At 34.0% G+C, this 1979-nt stretch carries 3 protein-coding genes; all 3 read right to left on the reverse strand.

All coding sequences use genetic code 11. The features are described from left to right. The coding region (locus Megvenef_RS09160) for a transposase (RefSeq protein ID WP_322776028.1) at nucleotides 1–328 on the reverse strand (328 nt) is incomplete at its 3' end. Nucleotides 329–507: 179 nt separating this feature from the next. Further along, entirely contained in the window at nucleotides 508–1245 is a 738-nt protein-coding gene (gene virB9, locus Megvenef_RS09165) for a P-type conjugative transfer protein VirB9 (RefSeq protein ID WP_410519778.1), read from the reverse strand. A gap of 306 nt (nucleotides 1246–1551) precedes the next feature. Then, nucleotides 1552–1911 (reverse strand): VirB8/TrbF family protein, encoded by a 360-nt coding sequence (locus Megvenef_RS09170; protein WP_322777622.1) that lies wholly within the window; start codon nucleotides 1909–1911, stop codon nucleotides 1552–1554. Nucleotides 1912–1979 lie beyond the last annotated feature (68 nt).

Consider the following 1979-nt stretch of genomic DNA (forward strand, 5'->3'; position numbering starts at 1 on the left):
CTTCAGACACATCAAGATCTTGCTGCAAATATTCATAACCACAAAAATATTGCCAATAAATATTTTCCTTTAGCTCTTCCTCCGTAAACGAATCAGAACCGTTGTACATAGCTTGAAGCATTGATAGTGCTAGCATTACTCTATGATCTTTCTTATTTCTACCAAATTGCTTGATTTCAATGTTAGGCAATGCTCTGGCTTCAAGTTCAGACCAATTTACTAAATCCCTTAGTTTATATAACTTGTTTTTAGGATTTAGTTTTGTAGATAATTTCTCTTCAAATAACCTTTCTTGTTTTTGGAGAAAAGTAATATTTTCTATAGGCATAATTTTAAAATCCGTAAGCTTTATGCGGTAATTATACCATTTTCTTATGGATTTTGTAAGCTGTTTATGACATGAAACCCCTTGTTAATTCAGGCGGGGAGAGTTTTGACGGAGGGACTAGTTAACACGGTATGGGGTTTAATTAGATAAATCCCATAATGGGATTTACTATTTCTTCCTTAATAAGGTTTGTAAGTTTCATTAAACACGCAAACAATTTTCTTGCCAGCTCTTAAAGTAAGCTTCCTAAATACCTGTTCTACGACCACTAAGTTGCTGTTATTAGGGTCTAAACGAAAATTGACCATTGATTCCATAAGATCTTCGTCTACAGCAAATATTGCTGGAATCTCGTTATTCTTATCTCTAAATTGTAGGTATGTGAACTCGCCATCATCAAATATCTTAATTGGTGCAATTTCTTCATTACCGCTTATAGAATAATAAAAATTAAAATTCTCCGGATGCTTAAGGTCTGGTCCTTTGCTATCGCTTTTAGAAAAAGTACGAATATGATCTTCATCTTCTTCATCTGGATATATAAATTTAACATTAAATACCATGCCTGGATCACGAATATCTGTTGTTTCTTCAGCATATAGTTCGAAAAAATAGGTTCGTTTGTTGGTGATTAAAGTAAGGTTAGTGGTTGCGTCTGGTTCCATGGGTTTGATAAATATTCTGTGGCCAGCTGGAACTATTTGCCATGAAGTAGTATCTCCCATGGAAATACTTATTACTTCCTCGTTACTAGCAAGTTCAATACTAGCTTGATAGCCATAATATCCAGTGAATTTAAATACGTCATCAGGGTTATACACCATAACTCTAATTCTGCTATCAACTGGAGTGGGTCTTGATTCCCTTATTGCAAAAGCAGTGGAGGTTGTAAAAAATATAGCTAAGAATATTATAATATTAAAATTCAAAATTAACGAGATATTAAGCCCACTTGAGATAATACTTGAGGTATTATTGACAATAGACCGCTTTTGAAATTCTATTCCTGCGGACAATTGCGGCATTGGTCCTGTGTTCGAATCCTCATGTACATTTTGTACTCCTTGCGCTTGCCGCACAGTAGAGAGTTTAGAAAGGGATCTAATGCCATTTTTGGGATCTTGCGTTTGTTCCAATACCAAGTGTGAACGGGGCGAGTTTACACCATGAAATTTAGTTGTCCCATTTAATATTGCAGTTGGTATAATTAATTTTTTCATGACTTATTTATTTTTTTTATCCTTTAATAGTTTTAGCTGATAATCTATTATTGTGAAGTTAAATCGTGCTCCCGATGGTAATTTTGTATTAATGTCATCTACTTCGAAATCAATCGTGGCTTGCCAGATTGTATCTTCGATAATTTCATTAGCCGCATTTTCAGCTATGGAATTAAATTCGATTATGGCTTTAGTTATGCTAGGGTATCGCGCTGAAATGATATTGATTTTTCTCTTTGCGCTTTTTTGATAACGCATTATTGGAGAAGATGGATTGTCAATATTCATATAATTATAAAATCTACGAAAAACTATACGTGTTGAATTGTTTTTTACGTAAACAAATTGTTTTTTTAGCGTAATTCAAATTAACTGGCCTACGAACACATGGCATAATTGCAAAAGAATCATCCCCCTCAACTGCCACGCAA

Source organism: Candidatus Megaera venefica, from assembly GCF_034554655.1.
GTDB classification, from domain to species: Bacteria; Pseudomonadota; Alphaproteobacteria; order Rickettsiales; family Rickettsiaceae; genus Megaera_A; species Megaera_A venefica.